This window comes from Pseudarthrobacter sp. LMD1-1-1.1 (genome assembly GCF_040676255.1).
In the GTDB taxonomy this organism is placed as follows: Bacteria; Actinomycetota; Actinomycetes; order Actinomycetales; family Micrococcaceae; genus Arthrobacter.
The window spans coordinates 450,092-472,955 of sequence record NZ_JBEGHP010000023.1 but is presented as its reverse complement, the minus strand read 5'-3'; the positions used below and the strand labels follow the sequence as shown (position 1 = coordinate 472,955).

The following is a 22,864-nucleotide window of genomic DNA, read 5'->3' as shown; positions in this document are numbered from 1 at the left end:
AATAACGCCATGTCCATCGAGGACGGCGGCACCTCCCACCAGCACGGCGGGGTCCCTGCCTCCGTGCGGGCCCAGCTGCTCGCCACGGAGCACTGGGGCCTGCTGGCATCGCGCAGCACGGCCCAGGGCGAGGTGCTGACCCGCATCAGCATGTTCCTGACGTTCACTTCGGCCAGCATTGTCAGCGTGGCTCTGGTGGGCCAGGCCACGGGCTTTTCGGATGCCTTCGTCCTGCTGGCAGTGGTTGTCCTGTTCATCGATACCGCGATCGGGCTGCTGACCCAGCTCCGGGTGATGAACGTGGCCCATGAGGACCTGATGTACGTCACGGCCATGAACAGGCTGCGGGCCGCGTACGTGGACCTCGATCCGGGCGTGGCGCCGTACCTGATGGCCGCGCACCACGACGATGAGGCCGGTTCGGTGCAGACCTACTATTTCTTCGGCAACCGCGGCTCTTTCAGCCATGTGGCGGGCAGCAGCATGATCTTCATGACGACGGCGAACGCTGCCTTGATTGCCATTGTTGCCGGGCTGCTGGTAACCCTCGCCGGGGCAGGGACAGCGGGCGGCCTTATCGTGGGGGCTCTCTGCGGCGTGGCGTTCCTGGCGGTGTCCGCGGCGCGCGGGTACCGGAGCTACCGGGACGTGTGGCGCCGCTTCACGCCGCTTTCCCCCACCCCGCCGGCCGGGGACTGAAAGCCCCGGCGGCAGAGACGTGTCAGTCGATGGCCGCCATCAGCTCGACAACGCGGTCCAGGAAGGCGTCCACCTGTGATTCCTCGTAGCCGTCGCGGCCCACTGCGGGACGGAAGACGGCGCGGCGCACGCTGTCCACGCTCAACGGCTTGTCCTGTTCGAGGTAGGCGACGAGCTCGCGGCACAGCCGGTCGACGTCGTCGGTGTTGTAGCTGCGGGCCTTCTTCTTGGTGGGCCGCCGGAAGCGGTCTCCGTCGGGCCGGTGCAGGCGGACCCGGAGGATGCCGGAGAGGCTCCCGATTTCGCGCAGCCAGGCTTCCTCGCCGCGGGCCGCGATCAGTTCATCCCGCTCCCGGCGGGCGAAGGCGTCCTCAAGCCGGTCCAGGGCGGCGTCCACGACCGTGGCGGAGTAGCCGCCTTTGACGGGATCGAAGGACACGGCCCTCACGTCGGCGCTGTTGACGGGGTCGGTAGCGGCCTGGGGTGTTTCCAGGGAGATCCGTGCCCGCTGCAGGAACTGGTCCACCTGCCTGGCGTTGTACCCGTACTCGCTGCGCTGCACGCGCTCAAAGGACGCAGGGATCTGCCGATGAATGTCCAATGCCACTTCGTTTCCTTCAATGCTCTTCAGCGGTAGTGCTTCCGCACCAGTTTAGGGGGCCGCGATTGGTGCGGCGGCCCGGGACCATGTTTGTGTCGGGGGCCCGGCGCGCCGGGCTGGAGGGTCAGGCGCCGGCCACCAGGCCGTACAGGATGAACGCCACCGGCGAGGCGAAGACGATGGAGTCCAGCCGGTCCATCACTCCCCCGTGCCCGGGCAGGATGCTGCTCATGTCCTTGACGCCCAGTTCACGCTTGACCATGGACTCGGCGAGGTCGCCGGCGGTGGACGCGGCCACGGTTCCGACGGCGAGCACGGCGCCCACCCACCACGGTTTGTCCAGCACGAAGAGGGCTGCCAGGACGCCGATCAGCATGGCGCCTGCCACGGATCCGGCGAAGCCTTCCCAGGACTTCTTGGGGCTGATCTTCGGTGCCATGGGGTGCTTTCCCAGCGACGCGCCCACCAGGTAGCCGAAGGTGTCGTTGGAGACCACCAGCAGGAGCATGACGGCGATCTCCCACGCGCCGATGGGGGCCATGCCGCCGGGCCAAAGCCCCAGCGGGGTGGTGCCTGCGGCGTGCAGCGGCAGCGCGGCGAAGCTGATGAAGAAGGGAACCCACCCCAGGGTGAAGACACCGGCGAAGATGCTGTTGGCCGATCCGGCGGCGCTTTCGATCGAGCGCCACAGCAGGACGGCCACCGCACTGAGCAGGAGCGCGAACAGCTGGCTTTCGATGCCGCCAAAGTAGGCGGCGAAAGGCATGGCCAGCGTGCCGGTCATGACCGGCACGATGGGCATCCTGGTGCCGTTGGCTTCCAGCGCCCGGTAGATCTCCCACACGCCAAAGACGGCGAAGGCGGTGACGATGGCTACGAACGCCAGCGGGAGGAACAGCAGCCCTCCGAGGACGGCGATAAGCATGGCCAGGCCCACCACGACGGCGGCGGGCAGGTTCCGCCCGGCCTTCGGCGTCGGGTTGCTCCTGGGCTGCTTCCCCCGTGTGCGCGCCCGTGGTGCGGGGGCCTGATCTGCCTGGCCCATCAGACTTCGAGCAGCTCTGCTTCCTTGCGCTTGAGCAGTTCGTCGATGCCGTCCACGTGGGCCTTGGTGAGGCTGTCCAGTTCCTTTTCGGCGCGGTTGCCTTCGTCTTCGCCCGCTTCGCCGTCCTTGACCAGGCGGTCCAGGGTTTCCTTGGCCTTGCGGCGGATGTTGCGGATGGAGATCTTGGCGTCCTCGCCCTTGGTCTTGACGATCTTCACGTATTCCTTGCGGCGTTCCTTGGTCAGCTCAGGAATGGTGATCCTGATGACGTTGCCGTCGTTGGACGGGTTCGCGCCGACCTCGGAATCGCTCAGGGCGCGTTCGATGTCCCGCATGGCGGTCTTGTCGAACGGGGTGATCAGGATGGTGCGGGCGTCCGGGATGGCGAAGGAGGCCAGCTGCTGCAGCGGCGTGGGCGAGCCGTAGTAGTCCACCAGGACCTTGTTGTAGAGGCCCGGGTTGGCGCGGCCGGTGCGGACGGCGGCGAAGTCTTCCTTGGCTACCTCTACCGCCTTGTCCATCTTTTCTTCGGCTTCGAGCAAGGTTTCTTCGATCACGGTCTCTCCTGACGGTTCTGGTGCAGTCCGGGGCGCCGGATCCATGCACTCACGTGGTTCTTTGTTGCTGGTTCCGTCCCCGCCCGGAGGGGCGGGGACGGAACTGTCCTGAAATCATCCTAGCCGCAGCTAGGCGGTGACCAGCGTGCCCAGCTTTTCGCCAAGGATGGCGCGGGTGACGTTGCCTTCACCCTCCATGCCGAAAACCACCATGGAGAGGTCGTTGTCCTTGCACATGGTCATGGCCGTCTGGTCCATGACGCGGATGTCGCGGCGCAGGGCATCGTCGTAGCTGAGGGTCTCCAGCCGCTCCGCGGTGGGGTCCTTCTTGGGGTCCGCGGTGTACACGGCATCCACCCCGCTCTTGGCCATGAGGACCACGTCGGCGTGGACTTCCAGCGCGCGCTGGGCGGCCACGGTGTCGGTGGAGAAGTAGGGCAGGCCTGCGCCGGCGCCGAAAATGACCACGCGGCCCTTTTCCATGTGGCGGATGGCGCGGCGGGGAATGTAGGCCTCGGCCACCTGGCCCATGGTGATGGCGCTCTGGACGCGGGTTTCCACGCCCGCCTGCTCCAGGAAATCCTGCAGCGCCAGGCAGTTCATGACCGTTCCCAGCATGCCCATGTAGTCGGCGCGGGAGCGGTCCATGCCGCTCTGGGACAGTTCGGCGCCGCGGAAGAAGTTTCCGCCGCCCACCACAATGGCCACCTCCACTTCGGGGACGGCTGCTGCGATCTGCTTGGCGACGTTGCGGACGGTCTCGGGGTCGACACCGAGCTTCCCACCGCCGAAGACCTCGCCGGAGAGCTTCAGGAGGACCCGCCGCCGGCTCTTTTCCGAATGCGTGACAGTGTTGACGGCTTCCATGATGCCTTCCCGTTGGTGACTCTGAAAAAAGGGTATCCTGCCGGATCCGGTGCCCGGAACCGGCCGCGGTCCAAATGGACTGGACTGCCAGCCGTTTGGGCGCATGCAAAAGGGGCGGCCACCGAAGTGGCCACCCCCTTGCAGTTTCGGCTAGGAGCCGACGCGGAAACGCGTGAAGGCGGTTCCCTTGACACCGGCCTCTTCGAGGACCTGTGCCACGGACTTCTTGGCGTCCTTGGCGAATGCCTGGTCAACCAGGACCTCACCCTTGTAGAAACCCGTCACGCGGCCTTCCACAATCTTGGTGAGGGCAGCTTCAGGCTTGCCCTCGGCCTTGGCGGTCTCTTCGGCGATGCGGCGCTCGGACTCGACGAGCTCGGCCGGAACGTCCTCACGGGTGAGGTAGTTCGGGGCCATGGCGGCGATGTGCACGGCGACGTCGTGGGCAGCGGCGGTGGCGGCTTCGCCTTCACCGTCGACAGCGAACAGAACGCCGACCTGGGCCGGGAGGTCCTTGGAGGTCTTGTGCAGGTAGGCGTCAACCGTTGCACCCTCAACGCGGGAGATGCGGCGGACAACAACCTTCTCGCCCAGGATGGCGCCTTCTTCGACGACAACCTCGGAGAGCGGCTTGCCGTCAACGTCGGTGGCCAGCAGGGTCTCGAGGTCGGCAGCGCCGGACTCGACGGCCACGGCCAGGACCTTGTCGGCCAGCTGGATGAACTTGTCAGCCTTGGCGACGAAGTCGGTCTCGCAGTTGACCTCGATCATGACGCCGACCCCGTTGCTGACCTTGGCGGCCACGAGGCCTTCAGCGGTGGAGCGGCCTTCGCGCTTGGTAGCGCCCTTGAGGCCCTTGATGCGGATGATCTCGATGGCCTTCTCGGCGTCACCGTTGGCTTCGTCAAGAGCCTTCTTGACGTCCATCATGCCGGCGCCGGTGCGCTCGCGCAGGGCCTTGATGTCCGCGGCAGTGTAGTTCGCCATGTGAACCCCTCTGTCTAGAAATGTGTGGTGGTGTACGGACCGACAGGACGGCAGCCCACGGAGGTGGGCTGCCATCCTGTCAGCAGCTCCGGCTGCTGACAGCGCGGAGAATCCGGATTTTTGCGTGTGTTACTTGGCGTCTTCGGCGGGAGCCTCGGCGGCAGCCGGAGCTTCCTCGGCGGCCGGGGCTTCAGCGTTCTCAGCCGGAGCGGCAGCAGCTTCTGCCTTGCTGCCTTCGAGGAGCTCGCGCTCCCACTCGGCCAGCGGCTCTTCCGGAGCTTCGGTGGCGCCCGTGCCGCGGTTGTTGCGGGCGATCAGGCCCTCGGCAACAGCGTCGGCAACAACGCGGGTCAGGAGGTTCACGGAGCGGATGGCGTCGTCGTTGCCCGGGATCGGGAAGTCGACTTCGTCCGGATCGCAGTTGGTGTCCAGGATGGCCACAACCGGGATGTTCAGCTTCTTGGCCTCGTCAACGGCGAGGTGTTCCTTCTTGGTGTCGACAACCCACAGCAGGGACGGAGCCTTGGTCAGGTTGCGGATACCGCCCAGGTTGGACTCCAGCTTGGTGAGCTCACGCTTGAGGAGCAGGAGTTCCTTCTTGGTGTAAGCGGAACCGGCGACGTCGTCGAAGTCGATTTCTTCGAGTTCCTTCATGCGCTGGATACGCTTGGCAACCGTCTGGAAGTTGGTCAGCATACCGCCGAGCCAACGCTGGTTGACGTAGGGCTGGCCCACGCGGGTTGCCTGCTCGGCAATTGCTTCCTGGGCCTGCTTCTTGGTGCCGACGAAGAGCACGGTGCCGCCGTGGGCAACAGTGGCCTTGACGAACTCGTAGGCGCGGTCGATGTAGGACAGCGACTGCTGCAGGTCGATGATGTAGATGCCGTTGCGCTCGGTGAAGATGAAGCGCTTCATCTTCGGGTTCCAACGGCGGGTCTGGTGTCCAAAGTGGACGCCGCTGTCAAGCAGCTGGCGCATGGTTACGACGGGCATTCCGGCGCTCCTTATTTTCCGGCAGGTCATTCATGAGAAAACCCGGAGGCTTCTTACCCTGCCAATAGTTGACGGTTGATCAGCGTGGCCCGGACGGGCCGTGCTCCTGGCATCCCCCGCCCTTCCCATCAGGACGAAAGCCTGACCGCAGGAAGCGCGATCCTCCATGGACGACGCCGGGGCGTTGGCTGCCGGAGGGCTGGATGCGCGTAGTCAGCCGCTGCTCCCCCACACTCCTGAATGAGATGTGCCGACGCGATCCGGACAGGGGGATGCACCGCGGGGGTGGACCACTGGGACGTAACGCGTTGAGGGCGCAGCAAACTGCTCCATCAAGTGTACTACAGGCACCCCCGCCCGCCGGACAGTCCGTGCCTGCCCGGGCCGTTGTCCACATAGCCGGAACCGGCCCTGCCGGCGCGCGGCGCAGGCGGGCAGGCTGGTCGCATGAAGACATCAATCCTGCTGGCCGCATTCCTGCTGCTGCCGGCGTCGATTGCCGCCCCGGGCGCCGGCCTCCCGAACAGCGCAGCCCTCCCCTACAACGCGGCAATTCCCAACAGAGCAGTCATCCCCAACAGAGCAGTCATCCCCAACAGCGCAGCCATTCCGAACAGCGCCGCCGGCTTCAGCCATGCGGCCGCCGGCCAGCAGGGAAGTACGACGACGGCCACCCGGGCGGGTGCCACCCCTTCCTGGCAGTGGCCCTTGGCACCGCGCCCGCCGGTGCTGCGCCCTTTCGATCCGCCGCCCAAGCCATGGCTGAGCGGGCACCGGGGCGTAGACCTTGACTTCGGCACAGGCACGCAGGTCTTGTCACCTGCAGCCGGAACGGTGAGTTTCGCGGGCGTGGTGGTGGACCGTCCCGTGATCACCATCGACCATGGCGGCGGCCTGCGGAGCAGTTTCGAACCCGTGGAAAGCACGTTGGCCGTGGGCGCCACCGTGGCCCGGGGCGAGGTCATTGGCACTGTGCTGCCGGGGCATTGTCCGGCGGCGCAGTGCCTGCACTGGGGCGTGCGGGAAGGAGAGGACTACGTCAATCCCCTGCAGTTCGTCCTGGACCTCCGCCCGTCCATCCTGCTGCCGGTAGCCGGTGGACCATAGCCACGGAGAACGCAGGCATGGCCCCGGAGCATCAGTCAGTCAGACAACTCCCCGTGGGGGCGTCCCGCCTAGACGATCGCCGAGATCCCGGTGATGGCCCGCCCTGTCACCAGGGTGTTGATTTCGGCCGTGCCCTCGTAGGAGTAGATGGCCTCCGCGTCGGCGAAGATTTTGGCCATCCCGTAATCGGTCACGATGCCGTTGCCGCCCAGGATGCTGCGGCCCAGCGCCACACTCTCCCTCATGCGGTCGGTGGCGAAGGCCTTGGCCAGTGCGGATTGTTCGTCCTTCGCCTCCCCGGCGTCCTCCAGCTGGGAGAGCCGGACCATCATGCCCATGGAGCTGACGGTGTTGCCCAGGATCCGGACCAGCTGGTCCTGGATGAGCTGGAAGGAGGCCAGGGGGCGGCCGAACTGCTGGCGCTCCACGGCATAGCGGCGGGCAACATCGAAGGCGGCCATCTGGAGCCCCACGGCCTGCCAGGCAACTGACAGGCGGGTGACTTTGAGCACCTTGTTGACGTCGCGGAAGCTGTTGGCGTTGGCGAGCTTGAAGTGGTCCGGCACCACGACGTCCGTCAGGACGATGTCGGCATTCTGGACAGTCCGCAGGGAGATTTTGTTCTCGATCTTTGTTGCGCTGTATCCAGGCAGCGTGCTGTCCACCAGGAAGCCCTTGACCTGGTTGTCCGCCACGTCGCGGGCGTACACCACCACCCAGTCGGAGAACGTGGCATTGCCGATCCAGCGCTTTGCGCCGTTGAGGATCCAGTTGTCCCCGTCCCTGCGCGCCGTGGTGCGCGTTCCGCCGGCCACGTCACTGCCGCCCAGCGGCTCGGTCAGGCCGAAGGCCCCGATCTTCTTCAGCGCGTAGATATCGGGAAGCCATTCGTCCTGCTGCTCCTTGGACGCCAGCAACTCAATGGAGCCGGTGAACAGTCCATCGTGCACGCCCAGGAACGTGGCGATGGAGGCGTCCGCACGGGTGGCTTCGGCGTGCAGCATGCCGGCGAAGAGGTTGGAATACCCCTGCCTCCGCACCGGGCTGACCAGGTCCAGCCCGGCAAGCTTCGGTACCAGGTCCATGGGGAACTCTCCGCGGTTCCAGCAGTCCACCGCAATGGGCTTGACCTCACGCGCCAGGAAGTCGCGGACTTCGGCCAGCCGGTCCTGCTCCTTGCCGGAGAGAAGCTGCTCGAAGGCGAAGAAGTCGCCGTCGGCGTAGGGAAGCTCTGGGAAATCGGCTGCGGAGGTGGCCATGGTTACCTTCTTTGATGATCAGCGCTGACCATGCCGCGGAGCGGAGCACGGTATGTTACTGGTCAGTAACATACCGCAGGGTGCTGGGTTAACCAAGAAAACCGCGGCCAACGAAAACTCGTCGGCCGCGGTTGAGGTAGGGCTACTCGGACTTGAACCGAGGACCTTAGGATTATGAGTCCCGCGCTCTAACCAGCTGAGCTATAGCCCCCCAAGCCCCGGGAGCAGGTGTTCGGACGCCATGCTCCGGCAGGGCAAAAACACTCTAGCAAACCCGGGAAAGGGTTCAGACCACTTTGTCCTCGTAGGAGGCGCCGCGGTACAGGTCCTCGAAGGTCTGCAGCGTCCCCTGGATGCTGTGCGGCTCCACCAGCTGCCGGCTGGCGCGGCCCATGGCCTGCTGTTCGTCCTTGGGCAGTTCCAGCACCTGGGTGATCTTCTTGGCCAGGTCATCACTGTCGTTGGGAGTGAAGAGGTACCCGTTCTCGCCGTCGCGGACCAGGTGCGGCAGCGCCATGGCGTCCGCCAGGACCACGGGGGTGGAGGCGGACATCGCTTCCAGTGTCACCAGCGACTGCAGTTCCGCCGTTCCGGGCATGCAGAACAGGTCGGCCCGCATGTAGGCGGTACGCAGTTCCTCGTCGCTGGCCAGGCCCAGGAATTTGACCCGGCTGGTGAGGCCGAGCCGCCGCACCAGATCCTCCAGGGCGGAGCGCACTTCGCCGCCGCCCACGATCTCCAGGTGTACGTTCAGCTCCGGCGGCGTTTTGCCGATGGCCTCGATCAGCACGTCCACGTGCTTTTCCTCGGCGAGGCGGCCGGCGAACAGGACGGTGGGGTGGGCGTGCGGCTCGATGTGCTCACCGGGCTGCAGTTCATAGGCGGCGGAGTCGATGCCGTTGGACAGCGGCAAAACCTTGCGGAGGAAGGCGTGCTCGTGCATGGCGCGGGCGGCAAGCGGCGTGGGCGTTGTCACCACGTCCGCCTGGCCCATGACCTTGCCCATGTCCTTCCAGGAGACCCGCCCAATGATGTCCTTGAACCACTGCGGGAACGGCAGGAAGGGGTTGAGGTTTTCGGGCATGAAGTGGTTGGTGGCAATGATGCGGACGCCGCGCTTCACAGCCTCATAGAGAACGTGCTCGCCGATCATGTAGTGGCTTTGGATATGCACGACGTCGGGCTTCACCCGGTCGAAGAGGAGGCTGATTTCCTTCTTGATTTCCCAGGGGAAGCAGAGGCGGAAGCTCTCGTGGGTGAACGCCTTGTGCGAGCGGAGCCGGTGCACGGTTGCTTCCTCGCGGAACTCGGTGAAGCTCTTTCCCTTGCTGTCGCGGGACGCCAGGACATGGACGTTGTGGCCCCGGGCAGTCATTCCCTTGGCCAGCCGGTAGCCAAACTGGGCCGCGCCGTTGACGTCCGGCGGATAGGTGTCTGCGGCGATGAGGATGGTCAGGGGGCGCTGGTCGGCGGGCGTGGTCATGGGGAGTACTCCTGATGGTCACGGTGCGGACAGCGTGGAACTGACAGCACGGTTGGCCACTGGCGCAAGGCGCCGGGCTTCGTGGGATTGCTGGTTACAGACGGGAATGGACTAGTGGGACGGCCTGCCGGCGGCCTTCCGCGCGTCCTTCTTGCGCTTGGTGACCTCCGGGTGGTGCCGGGAAAGGGCGATAACCCCAACGATAGCAAGGGCGGCAGCCGTTCCCATCGCAATGGCCATGACGGCATGGACGTCGGGGCGCAGTTCGCCCAGGATGATGACGCCAATGGCAATGCCCACCATGGGGTCCACCACCGTGAGTCCGGCGATCACCAGGTCCGGCGGACCGGTGGAGTACGCACTCTGCACGAACCAGGACCCCAGGCCGCCGGCCGCGATGATGGCCACCACCGAATACCACTGGACATTCAGCAGGAAGAGGCCATTCGGATCCAGGAGGTGCTTGCCGATGATCCGGGTGAGGACTGCCACAAAGCCGAACAGGATGCCGGCGCCGAGGATATAGATGAACGCATTCATCCGGTGCTTGAACGTCACGGCCAGCGTGCCGAACAGTCCCACCGCCAGGGCCAGCAGCAGGACGATGGTGAGCTCATCCTCCGGGCTGACATGGTGGTTCTCCTGGGTGACGTTGACCGCCAGGAGGACGAAGAGCGCCGATCCGGTGACGCACGCGGCAATGGACACCGCTGTGGCGCGGTTGATGGTCAGGTCCTGGTCCCGGGCATTGACCACAGTGGTGATCACCAGGGCAATTGCGCCGATGGGCTGGATGACCGTGAGCGGTGCGGAGACCAGGGCGACGGCATTCATCGCCATGCCGGTGCACAGCAGCAGGAGTCCAAGCATCCACCGCGGATTGCGCAGGAGGCGCAGGAAGCCATTGGAGCTCAGGGCCAGGCCGCCGGTATCGGCTTTGACGGCACTGCCCTGGCGCTGCGCACCCAACGCAAGGCAGAAGGCGCCAAGCACCGCCAGGCCGACGGCAAACCACACCATCAGCCGTTCCCGCCGTCGTGCTGTTTCAATGCCCGGCCCTTGCGCAGCATGGCCCGGAAATAGTTGTACGCGGCAATCCAGTGACCCACCAGGCCCAGGCCCAGCACCACCCAGGCGGTGGCGAAGAGCTGGTCGGAGAACCCGGTGTCCAGCCGGGAAAGGACCAGCAGCGGCGTGCCCAAAAGCAGCAGCCCGGTCCGCACCTTGCCCACCACGCTGACCGGGAGGTCCGGGTGGCCGCGGAAGAGGGAGAGAGTCAGTACCAGCAGGACGGCATCGGGCACCACCAGCGCGGCCAGGTACAGCCAATGCACGACGCCGGCAATCACCAGGGTGAAGGCCACCGCCAGCAGGGCAAGGCGGTCGGCGATGGGGTCAAGGACCCTGCCCAGCTTGGAGGCCTGGTCGAACCGGCGGGCGATGTAGCCGTCAATCCAGTCCGTCCCTGCCATGACAGCCAGGACGATCACGCCTGCCCCGTACTCCTTTTGGGCCAGGACCAGCCAGATGAAGAGCGGAACACCCATGAACCGCACCACGGTGAGCAGATTGGGAATAGTGGCCACGCGGTCATGGTCCACCTGGGGACGGCCGGGGCGGGCGCCTGCACCTATGAACTTCACCCGTCCCCCTCTCCTTCCTGCTGCGCCGCGGCGCGGTCATTCGGTTGTGCCTTCAGAGGCGGAAACAGCCTCCGCCGGACTTTTGCGTGGCGGAACAGGGGCCTAGTTGGCGCGCAGGAGCCTGCGCAGGAGGACCACCAGGACCGTACCGGCGGCGACAAGGGCCGTCAGCGGCTTCCAGCGCCGGGGCAGGTCAGCGGAGGCGGACAGGGCCGCAAACCGCTGCCCCGCCTCGTCCAGGCCGCGCTGGGCCAGTACCTGGCCTTCGCGCGCCTTGACCCGGGCGGCGGCCAGCACATAGCGCGTCTGGGTCTTGACGTCCAGTTCCGTGCCGAGCTCGTCGCGGACCTCGGTGAGGTGGTGGCGGCGCTGGCTCAGGCGGCGCACCAGCTCGGGTTCGGATGCGTGCGGGAACTCCTGGTCGTGCCGGGCGGCCTTGGCTTCCTTCTCGGCTTTTGCCTTGGCCGCTGCCTCGGCCTTGGCGGCCTTCGCAGCCTTGGCTTCCGGGCTCTCAGGATCCAGGACGGCCGGGTTGAAGGCGGAACCTTCGCGGGCGACCCCGATATCGTGCCTGATGCCACGGATGGTTTCCTCCGGCATCAGCGGCATGGCCTTCTTGAACCGGGCGAGGCCCACCAGGCCCCCGACGAGGGCGATCAGCAGGAAAGCGGCGGAAACCAGGAGGGCTGCCAGCCACGCGGGCATGATGGTGGCCAGCCCCATGATGGCAGCGACGATCAGGCCGACCACCAGCAGCGCCAGGAAGAGGAGCGCTACGGCGAAGAAGGCCGCGGCCACCCCCACCTGGACGCCCTTGCGCTTAAGTTCAATCTTGGCGAAGGCGATCTCGTCATTGAGCTGGCGGGGGGCCAACCGGAAAAGGAGTCTTGCCGTCCCGGGCAGCGCAGTGATACGCAATCCCGGGCTGGTACGCCCGCTGTGACGTCCGCTCATCGGTTCCGCCTTACTGGTTCATGGGTCCATACTGCATCCGTTTAGTGCGGAAATGTGCAGCCGCACAGTCCACGCCACCAAAACTACCATTCAGGTTCAGGGCGGACTTGGGGGCTTGCCGGACGGCGCGGCCTACAACGCTGCAAAAACCGCCATGGCCGGGCCTAGGATTGTTCTCCGTGACCAATCCCCCCAATCCGGGCGACCTGCTGACCCGCCGCCGGAAGCTTCTGTACATCCTCCTCCTGGGCGCTTTGACGGCCCTCGGTCCGTTCACCATCGACCTGTACCTGCCCGCCTTCCCGGCGCTGGAGGCAAGCCTGGGGGTGACCGAGGCCCAGGTCCAGCTCACCCTGGCGGGCACCACGGTCGGTTTCGCGTTCGGACAGCTGGTGGTGGGTCCGTTCAGCGACAAGTTCGGCCGCCGGACTCCGCTGATCCTGGCCACGGCGCTGCACATCGCAGCATCCCTGGGCGCGGCCTTGTCCACGGACATCACCACATTGGGGATCTTCCGTGTACTGATGGGCGTGGGCGCGGCCGGCGGCGGCGTGGTGGCCATGGCCATGGTGCGGGACCTGTTTTCCGGCTACGCCATGGTGCGGATGTTCTCCCGGATGTCACTGGTCAACGGGCTTGCGCCCATCCTTGCCCCCGTCATCGGTTCACAGCTGCTCCTGGTGATGCCGTGGCCGGGCATCTTCGTGTTCCTGGCTGCCTACGGGACGTTGGTCATCGTGGCCGCCCTGCTCCTGGTCCGCGAGACGCTTCCGCCGGAAAAGCGGGGCCGGAGCGGAATGACCGCCCGGCAACGCTACCGGGCGCTGTTTACGGACCGGATCTTCGTGGGGCTGCTGATGGTGGCGGGCTTCAACTTCGGTGGCCTCTTCACCTACCTGTCGGCCTCGCCGTTCCTGTTCCAGGACGTGTTCGGGTTCTCCGCCCAGCAGTACGGGCTGCTCTTTGGCATCAACTCCCTGGGCATCGTGGCCGGCGTGCAGACCAGTTCGCGGCTTATCAGGATTGTGCCTCCGCAGTGGATCCTGGCGGGCGCCACGGCCTGGATGTTCCTGATGGCCATGCTGATCGTGGTCTTCGACCGGGCAGGCCTGGGGCTATGGGGCGTGATGGTCCCGCTCTGGTTCTACATCATGGGCACCGGCTTCATGTTCCCCTGCGTCCAGGTGCTGGCCCTGGCCGGGCACGCGGCCCAGGCGGGAACGGCAGCCTCGCTGCTGGGCGCGGCCACGTTCCTCATGGCCGGGCTCATCTCCCCCGTGGTGGGCTGGCTCGGCATCACCAGCGCCGCTCCCATGGGAGCAGTGCAGGCGGCCTGCATCCTGCTGGCGATCGCAGCACTGTGGCTGGTGGTGCGGCCGCGCACGGTACCCTCGATCCACTGAGACCCACCTCCACTGTGGTCCGTGATTTCGGGCCTGCGTGACCCTGTCCCCACTCCCCCTCGAAAGGCAGCCTGTGAGCCGCACACACCGGAATGGACGGGGACTCTTCCTCGGGGCGGTGCTTGGCGCCGTCGTGGGTTATTTCGCCGGCCGCGCCCTGGGCAACCCCGCCTGGGGCATCATCCTGGGGACGCTGGCAGGCGCGGCGATCCTGTACCGGGTGAATCCGGGGTCCCGCGGCCGCCGCTGAAGGACGTGCCGCGATTTTGTTGTGGCAGGCCGGTGCGGCATTCCCTGCCGCCAGGCCCGCTCCCGCGATAAAATGATGCCGTGCCCAACTGGCAGAACCAACCGCCACTTCCGGCCACATGGCAACGGTGCGACGCCCGGATCCTGCCACTGTGGTGGGAGCGGCTGTGTGCGCAGGCCGGACAGCAGTCCGCGGCGCTGTACGCGGCGGGGTTGTTCACGGAAGACCGCCGCCGGCCCATCGCCCAATGGTTCAATCCGGCCTTCAACGCGGCCCTGCTGGTGGCCCCGGAAACCTCGCCGGAATGGCCGGTGCAGCGCTTCGGAATTTTCTACGCTCCCCCGGACTCAGGCTTTGTGAGGATCCACTCCGCGCCGCACGAGTGGAGCCCGCGTGAACCCCGGAAGTCGCCCACGGAGCAGGAAGCCTTCCAGGCGGCCATCGCCGAGGCGGAAAGGTTCCTGCAGGTGGAAATGGATTTCGTCTGAACAGACTCCCACCCCGCGGAAACAAAAATCCCCGTTCCTCCATGTGGAGGAACGGGGATTTTTTGTTGCGCTCCTCCTGCTGGACTTGAACCAGCAACCCTTCGATTAACAGTCGAATGCTCTGCCAATTGAGCTAAGGAGGAATGAAGCAGGTATGACATTAGCAAAGGATTCCGGCCGAAGGGAAATCGGCGGTTTTCCGGGCCCGGACGGCCCTGCCGGGAAACAAAAATCCCCGTTCCGGAGGCCGGAACGGGGATGGAAGCTCCTCCTGCTGGACTTGAACCAGCAACCCTTCGATTAACAGTCGAATGCTCTGCCAATTGAGCTAAGGAGGAATGAAGCGGGTATTAGCCTAGCAAACTCTTGGCGCGGAAACGAAATCGAGGGGCCGTGACCTGGCCCACCTCCGGGTCCGCTGGCCGGGCCACCCCTACGACTCCGCGCGCAGGGCCCGGCGTTCCATTTCCAGCATCATCAGCTCGCGGTTGAGCCGCTGGTAGGTCTCCGGGTCCGCCGCCGCGTCAAGGCGCTGCAACTGGCCCATCTTGTCCGCCTTGACCCGGGTGATCTGGAGTTCGAAAAGCCGGGACAGGATGTCGCGGCAGTACTTCAGCACCGCTTCTTCGGTGTGGGCCGGCAGCGGCACGACGGCGAGCTCGGATACCAGCGGCCGGAGGGGTTCCGGCACCTCGTGCATGACGTGCTCCACCCACCGCACCGGATCGACGGTCAGGCCGGGACCAGTAGCGCGCATGGCGTCATGGACGGCCTGGAAGGCAGGGATGGCGAACCGGGCAGCGGCAAAGCGGTCCCACACCCCGCCGGCCAGCAGGGAGGGCTGCTGCAGCGCCACCTCGAGCGCCTGCCGCTCCATGGAAGCCACGGGATCGCGCGGGTCCGGGCGGTGGAAGGAGGGGACAACGCCCGACGACGGCGCGGCAGCTAGGCCGGGTGCCCCCGCTTGGGCAGGGGCCGGGCTGGAGGGGCCGCCTGGCTGCGGCTGGCCCGGGGCCGGGGGGCGTCCGGTCTCGCCGCGCTTTCCGGCGTTCTTCACTTCGGCGTTGACCATCCGCAAGACCTCGTTGGGGTCCGGCATCCCCAGCCAGCCGGTCAGGGCCTGGCAGTAGCCCGTCCGGGTGGAGGCGTCGCGGATGGCCGCCACCACGGGCACGGATGCTTTGAGGCCCTGGACGCGGCCTTCAACGGTGTCCAGGTTGAACTGCTTGAGCGTGCTGCGGATGGCGAACTCGAACAGCGGCCGCCGGGACTGGATCAGGGCGTGCACCGCCTCGTCCCCGCGGCTGAGGCGGAGATCGCACGGGTCCGCGCCTGTGGGTTCCACGGCCACATACGTCTGGGCGGTGAAGCGCTGGTCCTCTTCAAAGGCGCGCAGGGCTGCCTTCTGCCCGGCGGCGTCGCCGTCGAAGGTGAACACCACTTCTCCCCCGGTGCCGTCGTCTGACAAAAGCCGGCGGGCGATCTTGATGTGCTCGGTACCGAAGGCGGTGCCGCAGGTGGCTACCGCCGTCGTAATCCCTGCAAGGTGGCAGGCCATGACGTCCGTGTAGCCCTCCACCACCACCAGCTGCCTGTCCTTGGCGATGCTCTTCTTGGCGAGGTCGATGCCGTACAGGACCTGGGACTTCTTGTAGAGGGTGGTCTCCGGGGTGTTGAGGTACTTAGGGCCTTGGTCGTCCTCATACAGCTTGCGCGCGCCGAAGCCGATGGTGTCACCGGCCATGTCCTTGATGGGCCAGATGAGGCGCCCGCGGAAACGGTCGTAGATGCCCCGGTTTCCTTCGCTGAACATTCCGGTGAGCTTGAGTTCGGCGTCGGTGAAGCCGCGGCCGCGCAGGTGCTTCAGGAGGGCGTCCCACCCCTGGGGTGCGTAGCCGCAGCCAAAGTGTTCCGCGGCGGCCCGGTCGAAGCCGCGGCCAAACAGGAAGTTGCGGGCCGTTGCGGCGCCGGGCGTGAGCATCTGCGCACGGAAGAATTCGTCCGCGATCTTGTGTGCGTCCAGCAGCCGCTGGCGGCGGCCCACTTCCTCGCGGTTGGGGCCGGTTCCACCGTCTTCGTAGCGGAGCTCGTAGCCGATCCTGGACGCGAGCTTCTCCACGGCTTCCTGGAAGGAGCTGTGGTCCTGCTTTTGGACAAAGGCGATGACATCGCCGTCCTCGCCGCAGCCGAAGCAGTGGTAACGGCCTACCTGGGGACGGACGGTGAAGGACGGCGAGCGCTCGTCATGGAAGGGGCACAGGCCCTTGAAGGTTCCCAGCCCGGCGCCCTTGAGCGTGACGTAGCCGTCAACCACTTCCTTGATGTCCGTGCGCTGGCGTACTTCGTCAATATCTTCACGTTTAATCAGCCCAGCCACACAGCAATCTTAGTGTCACCGGCCCGGCGTCACTGCCCGGGCACCCGCGTCCCGGGTTCCGGTGTCCTCCCGTCGAGCAGGCTGAGGGCCAGCTTGGGGCAGAGGAAGACGGCCTCCTGTGCGGCTTCACGGTCGGCGTCACGCAGCGGAACGTCGGTCCTGTCGCGGCCTGTCTTTCCGCGCGCCACGGGGTACCCCCAGTCGTCCCGGTCCAGCACCCCGGGAAGCAGTTCGGCACACAGGCCGCGGCCGTCGCAGCTGGTCCAGTCGATATGCAGGTGGGTTTTCATGCCGCTGCGCCTCCCGGGCCCGTGCAGTATCCGGAAAGGTGGGCGCGGAAGTCTGCGGCGAAGACCTCCAGGGCACTGCTGACCAGCCCGGTGGTCCCTTCCGGGTGCCTGCACGCGCCCCGCCCGGAGACCAGCCGCCCCAGCCGGTCCAGTTCGGAGGCAAGGCGGGGATTTGTTTCCCCTCCGGCGATCCGGTTGAGGACGGATGCCATGGCCGGCAGCCCGAACATGCAGGGCCCGCACTGCCTGGCGGACTGGTCGGCAAGGTAGCTGACGATCCGCGCCGTCGCCTGGATGCCGCAGGTCTGCAGATCCAGGGCGTGGATCACTCCTGCGCCCGGCCGGGCGGTCCGGTCCGGCGGGCCCACGGGTGAGAGCGCGTGCGCCGCGGGCCGCACCCACCGGCCGTGGTAGCCGCCCACCAGGACGGCGGACAAGGCGGCAGGGTCCATGCCCGCTTCCTGCAGGACCGCCGAAAGCTGCGCACCGCCGGGCACCTCCAGCACCACATCCCGTACCGGGGCAGGACCGGAAACGGACACCAGCCGTGTGCCCGGGTCCGTCGCGGTGCCCGCCTGGCGGAACCATTGCGCCCCGTAGCGGGCGATCAGGGCAACCTGGGCGAGGGTTTCGACGTTGACCACCAGTGTGGGCCGGCCGTTGAGGCCGGATTCGCTGAGGCGCCGGCGTTGGTCGGTGGGGACGGCGTTGCCGTTGCCGATCATATTGACGACGGCGCTCGACTCGCCGGAGATGAAGGTTTCGGGTGCCTGCACTACCCGGATCCGGTTGCCCCGGGGGCGTTCGCCGATGGCCTGCTGCACGCGGGGCAGGCCGGCCGCCGGTGCGTAGACGTACATGCTTGCGCCGCCAAGGGCCGCGGCCAGGGCGGCCAGCCCGTCGATGACGAGGTGGGGCGCGTGGGCAAGGAGGGTGCGGTCTTTGAAGCTGAGCGGTTCGCCCTCGGCGCCGTTGGCGATCACCACCGGCCGGGCCGCAAACAGGCCCTTCCTGCCGGACCCGGCAGCGGCAGTGGCCTTGCGCCAGGTTTCGAACGCGGCTCCGCCCCGCCCGGTCAGTCCAGCCTCCCCGAGCGCCTCCAGCAGGCCGGCTCCGGCGGCGTTCGGCTCCCAGGGTCCGAAGGTGTCGAGGTGCTGTTCCAAGCCGGCGTCAGGGCCTGCTGCCAGGAGCCGCGGTTCCTGCCCCCTGTTGTCCTGTATGGCGTGGAGGGGCGCGGTCGGGTAGGTGTCCTTGGCGGGGCTCACGGGAGGTGTCCTTGCCGGGCGTGGGAGGTTTCGAGGAAGGAGGGGCTCAGCCGCCACAGCAGGGCCGCGGCTACGGCCACTGCGGACGCCGCGGCCAGCAGGAGGAAGCAGCCGCTGGAGACGTCGGTGCCGTTGCCCAACGCGTGCGCCATCGCCACCGGCCAGACGCCGTAGCTGAGCCAGTGCACGGCCTTGAAGCTGCGCTGCCCGATCCGGTGCCGCAGCAGGCCCGTCACCACCACGGCCAGGACAAGGTCCAGCGCCACGGTTCCCAGCCCCTGCCAGAACGGCTGGAAGGAGCCCAGGAACGGCACCACGATGTCCACCGGGTTGAGCTTGGCAAAGGAGTCAAGGAGCAGGGACCCCACATGCAGTCCGAGGAACACTGTGGCGAGCAGGGCGATGTTCCGGTGCAGGAGGCTGATGGAGAACCGGGGCAGCACCAACAGGGGCCGGCCGGACCGGTTGAGGATGCCCAGCAGCACCGACGCCGTGAACAGTGCCAGGGACACGAACCCGCTGACCCGGCCGAACGCCCACATGGCCTCATCCATGGCCGCCACCCCCGGGAGTATTGCTTTCTTCGGTGTTCCCAACGGGGTTCCAGGTTTCCGGCGGCCAGCCGCTGGTGGTGGCGACCCTGCCCCGGCTGTCCACCAGCCGGGCAGCAATGCCTTCGGTCCGCAACCAGTCCAGGGCAGCGAAGCCGCGGACAATGGCCGCGGTACTGAAGGCGTTCGCTTCCAGGCAGGTGGGCGCTGCGACACTCACCGAACGCCAGACCGGCTCGGCGGGGAGGCCAAAGCGGGGGTCAAGGATGTGGTGGACCTGCATCCCCTGGTGCTGCCAGCGGCGTTTCTGCGTACTGGACGTGGCCACGGCGAACCCCGGGGCCAGGGAGATGTACTGGGCAGGGTCGGCGGGAAGGTCCTGCACCATGATCTGCCAGTGGCCGGGCTTGCCGTCCTCCTGCGGTCCGGGCCCGGCGCTGGCCAGGTCACCGCCCAGGCCCACGAGCACCCCGCAGCCCAGCTCCCGGTAGACAGCTGCGGCCGCAAGATCGGCCGCGACTGCCTTTGCTGACGCCCCCAGGTCCAGGCGGAGGTCGTCCGGCACGGTGAGGGTGCCTGCCCCGAGCTGGAGGCGGGACCAGCCGGGGGCCCGGGGCGTCGATCGATGCTGCGGTACCGGCTGGGATGGCACAGGCTGCGGCGGTACCGGCACACTGGTGAGCCCCGGCCTGCCCTGCATTCCCGGGCCGTGGCCCAACGCGGCCAGGTCGGCTCCGAGAGTGGGGTCAACGTCGCCGCCGGTCATCCGGGCAGCGTCCAGGGCACGTTCAAGGAGCAGCCGGAACATGGGGCTGATGCTTACACCCCGCGCCATGTGGGGCTGGAGCATCATCAGTTCCGAATCTTCGCGGAAGCGGCTGCAGGCGAGGTCAACCTCCGCCACGGCATCCCGGACAATGTCCCCGGCCGCGGCAAGCAGTGCCGGTTCCGTGACCGTGACCGAGGCCTCAAGCCCCCAGACAGTCCAGCTGGTGTGCGCTGTGCCGTGCGGAGATGCTGTGCCGTGCGGGGGTGCTGTGTGTTCGGCGGTCCTGGCAGCCGGGGCACCGGGACCTGCCATTGCGGAACGTGCCACGTCAAGACCCCGAGGACCGGCCGTGGACGGTACCGCCGTTGCCTGGCTGGACCGGCGTGGTGCTGCCGTAATTGCCGTAGCTCTTGGAGCGGCGGGGGCTGCTGTCCTGGTGGGTCCCGTAGTCATCGTCGTCGGAGCGGGCAGGACCGGTTTTAGGGGTGCTTCCCTGCGTGCTGGTGTCCGTGGCGGGAGTGGTCCTGGCGATGACGGACGGCGTTGCGGCGTACACGGCGGCTGCCGCGACCCCGGCAGCCGCGAAGCTGCCCACACCTACGGCCGCGGTGATCCCGGTGGCCAGGCGCTTGCCCCTGCTGCGAGTACTCATGACCAGCTCCCGTTCCTAGCGGCCTGTCTTTCCTCCCATGGTGCGCTTCGTTCCTGTGTAGATGCTTTAAGGAAGCTGTTGATCGGGCGGACGTCCGGGCTGGAGCCAGCGGCGGGTCACCAGAGCGAGGGCAGGCTCCCCACCAGGCGCTCGTACATGGCCAGGGCCGATCCATCGGTGAGTGAGGCCACCTGGTCGATGACCACGCGAAGGCGCGCGCCGTCGTCGTCCGCCGTCCGCCAGTCCGCCGCGAACATCGGCTCCAGGTGCCGGTCACCCGTGGCGCTGAGGGCGGTCACCAGGGCATGGAGCACTTCCCTCTGCCGCTCGTAGATGGGTTGCCGGTGCTCCGTGGTCATCACGAAGGTGGTGGCCAGGCCCTTCATCACCGCGATCTCCATGACGGTTTCGTCGGGAACCATCAGTTCGGCGCTGTAGCGGGTCAGGTTTTCCGGCCCGTAGACGGCGCGGGTGGTTTCCAGGGCACTCTGGCAGAACCGGCCGATCAGCTGGCTGGTCATGTTCTTCAGGGCCGCCATGGATTTGCGGCTGCCGTCGGCCTCGCGCACCCAGACGTCCGTGGCCTCCAGCCGGGCGAGGGCGGCGTCAATGGCGGCGGGGTCGTTGTGCGGCAGGTACCACTGCTTGGCGTAGCCCACCACGCGTGCGCGGTGGTCCGGGTTGTCCATCCAGCGCAGCTGGAAGTGGCCGGCGACGATCGCGTCTTCCACGTCATGGACGGAGTAGGAGATGTCGTCCGCCAGGTCCATGACCTGGGCTTCGAGGCAGGTCCGGCGTTCCGGAGCACCTTCGCGGAGCCAGTTGAAGATGGGGAGATCATCCTCGTAGGCGCCGAACTTGCTGGTCCTCTGCCCGTGGATCACCGGTGCCTCCAGCGCTGACCAGGGATATTTCGACGCCGCGTCAAGGCTGGCGCGGGTGAGGTTCAGTCCGGCCGGGTGGCCATCAGCCGTGAGCACCTTGGGTTCGAGCCGGGTGAGCAGGCGCAGGGTCTGGGCGTTGCCTTCGAAACCGCCGATGGCGTGGGCCACCTCGTTCAGCGCCGATTCGCCGTTGTGGCCGAAGGGCGGGTGGCCGAGATCGTGGCTGAGGCAGGCGGTGTCCACCACATCCGGATCGCAGCCCAGCGCCCGGCCCAGTTCGCGGCCCACCTGTGCCACTTCCAGGCTGTGGGTGAGCCGGGTCCGGACGAAGTCGTCCGTGTCCGGTGCCACCACCTGGGTTTTGGCGCCCAGCCGGCGCAGCGCAGAGGAGTGCAGCACGCGGGCGCGGTCGCGTTCGAAGTCGGAGCGGTAGGTGCTCTTGGGCGGTTCCTCCACCCAGCGCGCGGAGTCGTGGGTGTCGTAGCCCGGCAGCGCCAGGGCTGCGGTGGGGGTGCCCGCGGGCGGGTGTCCGGCCAGGGATGCCTCAGCCACCGGAAACGTCCAGCTCTGCGGCCGCGATGTCCTTGGACTGGTCCTCGTTGAGTGCCCGGGAGTCCAGCCAGTCCTTGGGCAGGGCGGGCCTTTTCGGCGAGCCGGCGCGGCCGCGGGGGCCCTCGGCGTCCACTCCGGGGTAGGGCGAGTCCAGGTCCAGCTCGGCCAGCGTGTCCCGGAGCACCTCCAGGCTGGTCACCAGGGCCAGCCGGGTGCGCAGTTCCCCTCCCACCACGTAGCCCTTGAAGTACCAGGCGATGTGCTTGCGGATCTCCCGCAGTGCCTTGCCTTCGTCGCCGAAGGTTTCCACCATCAGTTCAGCGTGGCGGTACACGCCTTCGGCCACCTGGCGGAGGTTGGGGCGGTGCCGGACGTCGCTGCCTTCGAACGCGGCCTGCAGGTCGCCGAACAGCCAGGGCCTCCCCTGGCAGCCGCGGCCCACCACCACGCCGTCCACGCCGGTTTCGCGGACCATCCGGACGGCGTCCTCAGCGGACCAGATGTCGCCGTTGCCCAGCACCGGAATGTCCGGAAGGGCTTCGCGGAGGCGGGCGATGGCGGACCAGTCGGCCTTGCCCGAATAGAACTGCGCGGCCGTCCGGCCGTGGAGCGCGACGGCGGCGACACCGGCATCGCGGGCGATCCGGCCGGCGTCGAGGTACGTGAGGTGGTCGTCGTCGATCCCCTTGCGCATCTTGATGGTCAGCGGGATGTTGCCTTTGGAGGCTTCCTTAACGGCGGTCTGCACGATCGAGGTGAAGAGATCGATCTTCCAGGGCAGGGCCGAGCCGCCGCCGCGCCGGGTCACCTTGGGGACGGGGCAGCCGAAGTTGAGGTCGATGTGGTCGGCCCGGTCCTCCTCCACGAGCATCCGCACGGCAGCGCCGACCGTGCCGGGGTCCACGCCGTACAGCTGGACGGAGCGGACCTTTTCGTCGTCGTCGTGCGAAATGATGCGGAGGGATTCGGGGGTCCGCTCCACCAGCGCGCGGGAAGTGACCATCTCCGCCACATACATGCCGCCGCCGTACTCACGGCAGAGCCTGCGGAAGGCGGAGTTGGTGATGCCGGCCATGGGAGCCAGAATCACGGGGGTGTCCACCGTGATGGGTCCCAGCTTCAGGGGCGGGAGTTCCAGCTTGGGGGCGGGAGGAGTTGCAGCAACAGTCACCTGTCCATTGTTGCAAA

Annotated in this window: 24 protein-coding genes and 3 tRNA genes; 5 read left to right on the top strand and 22 right to left on the bottom strand. The window is 67.1% G+C overall.

Translation table 11 applies throughout. The features are described 5' to 3' along the window. Window positions 1–9: 9 nt before the first annotated feature. Window positions 10–699 carry a hypothetical protein gene (locus tag MRBLMD1_RS15725; RefSeq protein WP_307492312.1) on the top strand — a complete coding sequence of 230 codons (690 nt, stop codon included), beginning with the start codon at window positions 10–12 and terminating at the stop codon, window positions 697–699. Window positions 700–721: 22 nt separating this feature from the next. On the opposite strand, the gene MRBLMD1_RS15720 is transcribed toward MRBLMD1_RS15725, so the two are convergent. The 6 genes from MRBLMD1_RS15720 to rpsB all read right to left on the bottom strand — a co-directional run bounded on the left by MRBLMD1_RS15720 (window position 722) and on the right by rpsB (window position 5,749). Then, the gene (locus tag MRBLMD1_RS15720; protein WP_364401254.1) at window positions 722–1,306 is read right to left on the bottom strand and encodes a DivIVA domain-containing protein; all 585 of its coding nucleotides are present in this window, start codon (window positions 1,304–1,306) and stop codon (window positions 722–724) included. A gap of 118 nt (window positions 1,307–1,424) precedes the next feature. Then, window positions 1,425–2,345: a phosphatidate cytidylyltransferase gene (locus tag MRBLMD1_RS15715; RefSeq protein ID WP_159632389.1), complete on the bottom strand. Its 921-nt coding sequence runs from the start codon at window positions 2,343–2,345 to the stop codon at window positions 1,425–1,427. Beyond that, complete coding sequence (gene frr, locus MRBLMD1_RS15710) at window positions 2,345–2,902, bottom strand: ribosome recycling factor (RefSeq protein WP_141161026.1); 558 nt, start codon at window positions 2,900–2,902, stop codon at window positions 2,345–2,347. Before frr ends, MRBLMD1_RS15715 begins: the two co-directional genes overlap by 1 nt. A 129-nt stretch (window positions 2,903–3,031) precedes the next feature. Further along, window positions 3,032–3,769: a UMP kinase gene (gene pyrH / locus MRBLMD1_RS15705; protein ID WP_159632390.1), complete on the bottom strand. Its 738-nt coding sequence runs from the start codon at window positions 3,767–3,769 to the stop codon at window positions 3,032–3,034. Between the two features lie 150 nt (window positions 3,770–3,919). Further along, entirely contained in the window at window positions 3,920–4,756 is an 837-nt protein-coding gene (tsf, locus tag MRBLMD1_RS15700; protein WP_141161028.1) for a translation elongation factor Ts, read from the bottom strand. A 129-nt stretch (window positions 4,757–4,885) separates the two neighbouring features. Then, window positions 4,886–5,749 (bottom strand): 30S ribosomal protein S2, encoded by an 864-nt coding sequence (gene rpsB / locus MRBLMD1_RS15695; protein ID WP_110544706.1) that lies wholly within the window; start codon window positions 5,747–5,749, stop codon window positions 4,886–4,888. A gap of 447 nt (window positions 5,750–6,196) precedes the next feature. Here rpsB and MRBLMD1_RS15690 point away from each other — a divergent pair, with 447 nt between their 5' ends. After that, on the top strand, window positions 6,197–6,856 hold the full coding sequence (locus MRBLMD1_RS15690; RefSeq protein ID WP_364401250.1) for a M23 family metallopeptidase: 660 nt from the start codon (window positions 6,197–6,199) through the stop codon (window positions 6,854–6,856). Between the two features lie 68 nt (window positions 6,857–6,924). On the opposite strand, the gene MRBLMD1_RS15685 is transcribed toward MRBLMD1_RS15690, so the two are convergent. The 6 genes from MRBLMD1_RS15685 to MRBLMD1_RS15660 all read right to left on the bottom strand — a co-directional run bounded on the left by MRBLMD1_RS15685 (window position 6,925) and on the right by MRBLMD1_RS15660 (window position 12,195). After that, on the bottom strand, window positions 6,925–8,115 hold the full coding sequence (locus MRBLMD1_RS15685; RefSeq protein ID WP_364401247.1) for an acyl-CoA dehydrogenase family protein: 1,191 nt from the start codon (window positions 8,113–8,115) through the stop codon (window positions 6,925–6,927). 137 nt (window positions 8,116–8,252) lie between these two features. After that, window positions 8,253–8,326: transfer RNA gene (locus MRBLMD1_RS15680), tRNA-Ile, on the bottom strand. Window positions 8,327–8,401: 75 nt separating this feature from the next. Beyond that, window positions 8,402–9,598 (bottom strand): glycosyltransferase, encoded by a 1,197-nt coding sequence (locus MRBLMD1_RS15675; RefSeq protein ID WP_364401244.1) that lies wholly within the window; start codon window positions 9,596–9,598, stop codon window positions 8,402–8,404. A gap of 111 nt (window positions 9,599–9,709) precedes the next feature. Next, window positions 9,710–10,618: a DMT family transporter gene (locus MRBLMD1_RS15670; RefSeq protein ID WP_224025557.1), complete on the bottom strand. Its 909-nt coding sequence runs from the start codon at window positions 10,616–10,618 to the stop codon at window positions 9,710–9,712. Next, window positions 10,618–11,241 carry a CDP-alcohol phosphatidyltransferase family protein gene (locus MRBLMD1_RS15665; protein WP_224025556.1) on the bottom strand — a complete coding sequence of 208 codons (624 nt, stop codon included), beginning with the start codon at window positions 11,239–11,241 and terminating at the stop codon, window positions 10,618–10,620. The genes MRBLMD1_RS15670 and MRBLMD1_RS15665 overlap by 1 nt, the downstream gene beginning before the upstream one ends. A gap of 102 nt (window positions 11,242–11,343) precedes the next feature. Continuing rightward, window positions 11,344–12,195, bottom strand: coding sequence for a phage holin family protein (locus MRBLMD1_RS15660; RefSeq protein WP_364401240.1), 852 nt, complete (start codon window positions 12,193–12,195; stop codon window positions 11,344–11,346). Between the two features lie 179 nt (window positions 12,196–12,374). Here MRBLMD1_RS15660 and MRBLMD1_RS15655 point away from each other — a divergent pair, with 179 nt between their 5' ends. From MRBLMD1_RS15655 to MRBLMD1_RS15645, 3 genes are all read left to right on the top strand, one after another. Next, on the top strand, window positions 12,375–13,598 hold the full coding sequence (locus MRBLMD1_RS15655) for a multidrug effflux MFS transporter (protein WP_159632397.1): 1,224 nt from the start codon (window positions 12,375–12,377) through the stop codon (window positions 13,596–13,598). Between the two features lie 73 nt (window positions 13,599–13,671). Next, window positions 13,672–13,848, top strand: a complete 177-nt coding sequence (locus MRBLMD1_RS15650; protein WP_159632398.1) for a glycine zipper 2TM domain-containing protein — start codon at window positions 13,672–13,674, stop codon at window positions 13,846–13,848. Between the two features lie 80 nt (window positions 13,849–13,928). Continuing rightward, the gene (locus tag MRBLMD1_RS15645) at window positions 13,929–14,336 is read left to right on the top strand and encodes a hypothetical protein (protein ID WP_159632399.1); all 408 of its coding nucleotides are present in this window, start codon (window positions 13,929–13,931) and stop codon (window positions 14,334–14,336) included. 70 nt (window positions 14,337–14,406) lie between these two features. Here MRBLMD1_RS15645 and MRBLMD1_RS15640 read toward each other — a convergent pair. The 10 genes from MRBLMD1_RS15640 to dusB form a co-directional block, all read right to left on the bottom strand. Beyond that, a tRNA-Asn gene (locus MRBLMD1_RS15640) sits at window positions 14,407–14,479 on the bottom strand. Window positions 14,480–14,601: 122 nt separating this feature from the next. After that, a tRNA-Asn gene (locus tag MRBLMD1_RS15635) sits at window positions 14,602–14,674 on the bottom strand. A gap of 95 nt (window positions 14,675–14,769) precedes the next feature. Beyond that, a complete protein-coding gene (gene dnaG / locus MRBLMD1_RS15630; protein WP_159632400.1) occupies window positions 14,770–16,713 on the bottom strand; it encodes a DNA primase in 1,944 nt (647 codons plus the stop codon). Window positions 16,714–16,742: 29 nt separating this feature from the next. After that, on the bottom strand, window positions 16,743–17,003 hold the full coding sequence (locus tag MRBLMD1_RS15625) for a ferredoxin (RefSeq protein WP_159632401.1): 261 nt from the start codon (window positions 17,001–17,003) through the stop codon (window positions 16,743–16,745). After that, window positions 17,000–18,268 carry an NADH-ubiquinone oxidoreductase-F iron-sulfur binding region domain-containing protein gene (locus tag MRBLMD1_RS15620; protein WP_364401233.1) on the bottom strand — a complete coding sequence of 423 codons (1,269 nt, stop codon included), beginning with the start codon at window positions 18,266–18,268 and terminating at the stop codon, window positions 17,000–17,002. Before MRBLMD1_RS15620 ends, MRBLMD1_RS15625 begins: the two co-directional genes overlap by 4 nt. Beyond that, window positions 18,265–18,822, bottom strand: coding sequence for a ferric reductase-like transmembrane domain-containing protein (locus MRBLMD1_RS15615; protein WP_364401468.1), 558 nt, complete (start codon window positions 18,820–18,822; stop codon window positions 18,265–18,267). The genes MRBLMD1_RS15620 and MRBLMD1_RS15615 overlap by 4 nt, the downstream gene beginning before the upstream one ends. Further along, the gene (locus MRBLMD1_RS15610; RefSeq protein WP_364401230.1) at window positions 18,815–19,915 is read right to left on the bottom strand and encodes an FAD:protein FMN transferase; all 1,101 of its coding nucleotides are present in this window, start codon (window positions 19,913–19,915) and stop codon (window positions 18,815–18,817) included. The genes MRBLMD1_RS15615 and MRBLMD1_RS15610 overlap by 8 nt, the downstream gene beginning before the upstream one ends. A 1-nt stretch (window position 19,916) precedes the next feature. Then, the gene (locus MRBLMD1_RS15605) at window positions 19,917–20,240 is read right to left on the bottom strand and encodes a hypothetical protein (protein ID WP_159632403.1); all 324 of its coding nucleotides are present in this window, start codon (window positions 20,238–20,240) and stop codon (window positions 19,917–19,919) included. A 116-nt stretch (window positions 20,241–20,356) separates the two neighbouring features. Continuing rightward, entirely contained in the window at window positions 20,357–21,676 is a 1,320-nt protein-coding gene (locus tag MRBLMD1_RS15600; protein WP_414703699.1) for a deoxyguanosinetriphosphate triphosphohydrolase, read from the bottom strand. Next, a complete protein-coding gene (dusB, locus tag MRBLMD1_RS15595; protein WP_159632404.1) occupies window positions 21,669–22,847 on the bottom strand; it encodes a tRNA dihydrouridine synthase DusB in 1,179 nt (392 codons plus the stop codon). The genes MRBLMD1_RS15600 and dusB overlap by 8 nt, the downstream gene beginning before the upstream one ends. Window positions 22,848–22,864 lie beyond the last annotated feature (17 nt).